The organism is Acidithiobacillus sp. TH-A35 (genome assembly GCF_057473505.1).
Map to the genome: position 1 here is coordinate 1 of NZ_JBYCKR010000105.1, position 4,696 is coordinate 4,696.

Here is a 4,696-nt window from a genome sequence, read left to right on the forward strand (position 1 = left end):
GGGGAAAGCCCCCGGCGCTTTTGCTCAAACAACACCGAAATTACTTGGTGATATAGATTTTCGCCTGGCTGCGCAGATAGGCGACAAACTTGGCGGCCTCCTGCTGCTGCAACTGCATCTTGATACGATCCTTCATGGCGCTCAGTGGTGGGGGGGTCAGGGCACGAGTCGCCTGGACCTCAATCACATGGTAGCCGAACTGTGTCTGCACCGGGCCAACGGGCTTGTCGATAGGGGCTGTCTCAATGGCCTGAGCGAAGGGCGGAACGACCATACCGGGGACAATCCAGCCCAGCTCGCCACCGTGGGCGGCGCTGGCCTTGTCAATGGAGTCTTTTTCCGCCAGGGCAGAGAACTTCTTGCCGGCCTTGAGCTCGGCCATAACCTTGTCGGCCTCGGCCTTGGTCTTCACCAGGATGTGACGCACTTCAAATTCCTTTTTGCCCATGGCCTGGACGAACTTGTTGTAGGCATTCTGAATGTCGGCCTCAGGAACCGGATGATCTTTCACATACTGGTCCACCGCCGCATCGGCCAAGATCTGGCGCTTGGCTATGGCCAGACGTTGCTTGACATCAGAGGACTGGTTCAGCTTGTGATTGATGGCGTACTGCGAAAGTACTTCCATGTTTACCAGATTTTGCACCACTTGCTCGCGGGCATTGGGCTCTTTGGCAAGCGCCGGGCTCATGGACATGATGGCCTGCACCTGGCTGTTGTCGATGGCGGTACCATTGACGGTGGCGACAGGGGCAGCAAAAGCAGGTACTGCAAAAGCGCTGACTGTGGCAGCAAGAATGACCGCGCGAAGTTTCATAAATTTTCCTTCAGGTTAAGTGACGCTGGCCCTATTATCCATAGTGGCGGACAAAGGGGAAGTCTCAGGAGGTACTACGTTGTAGTGGCGCCTCTGTTTCCCGACGTTTTTCAGGACCGAGGAGAAGTTCCACCAGGGTAAGAGCAAAATCCATGGCCGTACCCGGCCCCCGTGAAGTGATCAGAGGACCATCAATCACTACGGCACTTTCTTGATAGGTATAGTCCGAGCTCTGCGGGTCGAGGATGCCTGGATAGGCGGTGACCTGCCGCCCGTCGAGCAGATGGTGGGTGGCCAGCATGCCAGGTGCCGCACAAATGGCGGCAATAATCTGCCCCCGCCGGTGTCTTTCCTGCAGAAGCTGAATAAGCGGTCGATGCTTTGCCAGTCGCTGTACACCCTCATTGCCGCCAGGGAGCAGGATTACATCGACATCAACGCTGACCACATCGGCTAACAGTGCGTCGGGTTGCAGGCGCAACCCACGCCCGCCGGTGACCAATCCTGCATCGAGCCCAGCGAGGACAACTTTTAAACCCGCCCGCCGTAGAATGTCGCAGGAGATCACCACCTCCATATCCTCGAAGCCGTCCGCTACGGGGATAAGTACCTGTATTGCCGAGGTCACCATGGCCCTGTTCCTCTTAAGAATAAATGCACAATCTCTACCATTCGGGCGGCCCGAACAGCCACCCTTGGTTCGACCGTGCGCGTGCGAAATTTATCCATGATCAGCGCATGACAAAGCAAAATATTCCTGGCCGGATCATTGTCCCACTGCTTTCGGAAGGGGAATCACGGTATCGACGGTATGCCCCTTTTCCTGTACCGGGACCGCCTTGCCTTCCAGTATGGCGAGTGCTTCGCGCAGAGGGTAATCCTTGGCCGGATCTGGCTTCAGGACACTGCTGGCGGCCATAGCCTCATCTTCCTTGGTGGACTGAGTGGCGGCAGTGGCGGGGATCGGCAGGGCGATGGTGTACTGGGGGGCGACCTTGCTGCACTCGTCCGGCGCTTTCAGCACACCATGCAGTTCCGACTCCTTCAGGAGGTCGGCATCCAGGGTGCGCAGCTGTGCATTGGCTGGCTGCACCTTAATATTGGGAACGATACCCTGGCTCTGGATGGAGCAGCCCGCAGGGGTGTAATAGAGTGCCGTCGTCAGTTTGAGGGCGCCGCCATTGCTCAGCGGCATCACCGTCTGTACCGACCCCTTGCCAAAGCTGCGCTGGCCCATGACCAGAGCACGGTGCTCGTCTTTGAGGGCGCCGGTGACAATTTCGGCCGCCGAGGCCGAGCCGCCATTGATGAGCACAATCATGGGCGCGCCGTGGAGGTAGTCTGGTCCATGGGCGGAGAAGCGCATGTCGCTGTTGGCGGTACGGCCCTTGGTGTAGACGATCAGTCCTTTGTTCAGGAAGGTACCCGCCGTCTCAACCCCGGCCCCGAGCACCCCACCCGGATTATTGCGCAGGTCGAGGATCAAGCCGTTGAGATGCCCGTTGGCCTCCTGCTCCAGATGCTCTACGGCCTTGCGGGTCGCACTGCCGGTGTTTTCCTGGAACTGACTGATACGGATGTAGCCAATGCCGGGTGCAAGCATGGCAGCGCGCACACTCTGTACCTTGATGACGGCGCGGGTCAGGGTGAAATGCAGGGGCTGAGCCTGATGAGGTCGCAAAATGGTCAGGGTTACCTGCGTACCGGGTTTGCCGCGCATCATATCCACGGTCTTTTGCAGGCCGACGCCCTGCAAAAGCTTGCCGTCAATTTTGACGATGAGGTCGCCTGATTCGATGCCCGCCTTTGCTGCCGGGGTACCGTCGATGGGGGCAACGACTTTAAGTGCCCCATGATCGCCTGTTACCTCGATGCCCAGCCCGCCAAACTTGCCATTGGTGAGCACTTGCATCTCTTTGAATTCTTTGGGTGTCAGATAAGCAGAGTGGGGGTCCAGGGCGCTGACCATGCCATTGATGGCGCCATCCATCAGTTTCTTGTCGGAAGTGGGGTCGACGTAATTGGATTTGACGATCTCGAAGATCTGACTGAAGGTCTGGATTTGTTCCAGCGGGATTTTATCCTGATCCCTAGCCGCGTAAACGGTGACCGCAAAACTGATGCTGACGCCCAGAACGAGCCCAACACCGATGCCCAGAAAAATACCGCGGCGCGGTTTAGGGAAGCGGGGAGTGGACATGGATGAAGTCTCCGAGGGTGTAACAACAACCCGTGAATATGCGCGGTAAAAGGAAGGCGACCGGCAACATGGTGCATCTCATAAAGGTCAAGTCATTCCTCAATTGTGAATGTAGTCCAAGGGATTAACAGGGTGTCCTGCGTTACGCATCTCAAAATAGAGGCCGTCGTTCCCTAACTCCCCACCGCTGCCGACACTACCTACCGGGCGACCTGCAGAGACCTGTTCTCCGACGTGGACATTGGTAGCGCCCAAGTGCCCGTATATGGCTAATAAGCTGCGTGCGATTTGCACAATGACAATCTGTCCATAGCCCCGTAAAGGTCCCGCATAAAGTACCATGCCGGGCGCAATGGCGCGAACTTGTGTCCCTACTGCGGCCTGGAAGGTGACGCCCTGCCAGTCGAGTCCGCCAGTCACTCGCGGCGCACCAAAACGGGCGCTGATAGGCCCGCTTACCGGTGCGGGGTAGTTGCCGTGGCCGACGATGGGCGTGGCAGGCAACGCGGGCGTGGGCGCCGCCGCTATCACTGGAGGGTGAACTACGGTGGTGGGCGGCTGCTTTTGCGCGTTTGCCGCACGTTGAACCTGCTGTGCCCGCGCTGTTTCCTGCTCCCGCCGCGCGCGCTGTTCTGCCTGTTTCTCCTGGGCCAGGCGACGTTGCTCAATGGCCTGCCGTCGTGCGGCAATTGCCGCTGCACGACGGGCCGCCGCTTCGGTTTTGGCCTTGCGTTGCGCCTTGGCGGCAGCCGCCGCGGCCGCTTTGGCGCGGGCGACCTCTTCCTGATGGCGGAACTGTACGACCAGATGGCCCACCAACCCATCGAGAATATTGGCGTTCGCCTGCAGTTCGGAAATCTTCGCCTTGTCGGCGGCAATGCGGTTTGCCAACTGGTTTTCCAGTGCGGCGTGATGTTGGCGCTGTTGCTGGAGGGTTTGCTCTTGAGCACCGACTTGCCGTGCCAACTGGGCGAGGTGCGTTTCGTGGGTTTGCACCTCGTGCTTGGTGTTCAGTATTTGTTGCGCTGTGTCTTGCGTCTTGATAATAAGTGTACTGCGCGCCTTAGCGAGGGACCCATAAAAGACGCTCATACGCCCCAGTTCTCCCGGACGTTCCGTTTGCAGCCAGACCGCCAGCGGCGTGACACCACCCAGCGTGTAGGCGGCACGTAACTGCTGGGCGAGAATGCCTTTTTGCTGAGCCAGTTCGGCCTGGAGTGCACTGATTTTTGCCCGCAGGTCAGCAATCTGCGCTTGTGCCTGGTGCTGCTGCTGCTGAATACCGGCCAGTCTTTTTTGTGTAGAAGCAACAAGTTGATTAATAACGATTATTTCTTCGCGCAGTTGTGCCTGGGTTTTCTGCCCCGCCGCGAGGTGCGCCTGCATTTGCCCCAAGTTCTCGTGGATATGCTCCAGCTTTTGCCGACTGTTTTGTATTTTCTCTTGCAACGTCGCCGCTCCCCCTCCGACCGGGAGGAGAATGGTCAAAGCAAGCAGTGCGCCAATGCGGGGATGGGGCAAAAGCGACATAGCTTAGAAGGTCTGTACCAGGTTTTTCCCGCTCATCTCAGGAGGTATCGGCAAGCCCATGAGCTGAAGCAGGGTGGGGGCCAGATCTTCCAGAGCACCGCCGGAAAGAACCTTGGCAGGACGCCCGATATAAAGCAGGGGCACAGGAT

General features: G+C 58.3%; 4 protein-coding genes. All 4 read right to left on the bottom strand.

The window, feature by feature from the left end; all coding sequences use genetic code 11:
• Positions 1-40 precede the first annotated feature (40 nt).
• Positions 41-817 (bottom strand): peptidylprolyl isomerase, encoded by a 777-nt coding sequence (locus tag AC2VNK_RS03850; RefSeq protein WP_486882860.1) that lies wholly within the window; start codon positions 815-817, stop codon positions 41-43.
• A gap of 64 nt (positions 818-881) precedes the next feature.
• Positions 882-1,448: a DJ-1 family glyoxalase III gene (locus AC2VNK_RS03855; protein ID WP_486882861.1), complete on the bottom strand. Its 567-nt coding sequence runs from the start codon at positions 1,446-1,448 to the stop codon at positions 882-884.
• 135 nt (positions 1,449-1,583) lie between these two features.
• Entirely contained in the window at positions 1,584-3,017 is a 1,434-nt protein-coding gene (locus tag AC2VNK_RS03860; RefSeq protein ID WP_486882863.1) for a S41 family peptidase, read from the bottom strand.
• A 99-nt stretch (positions 3,018-3,116) separates the two neighbouring features.
• Positions 3,117-4,466 carry a murein hydrolase activator EnvC family protein gene (locus AC2VNK_RS03865; RefSeq protein ID WP_486882864.1) on the bottom strand — a complete coding sequence of 450 codons (1,350 nt, stop codon included), beginning with the start codon at positions 4,464-4,466 and terminating at the stop codon, positions 3,117-3,119.
• Positions 4,467-4,696: the final 230 nt, after the last annotated feature.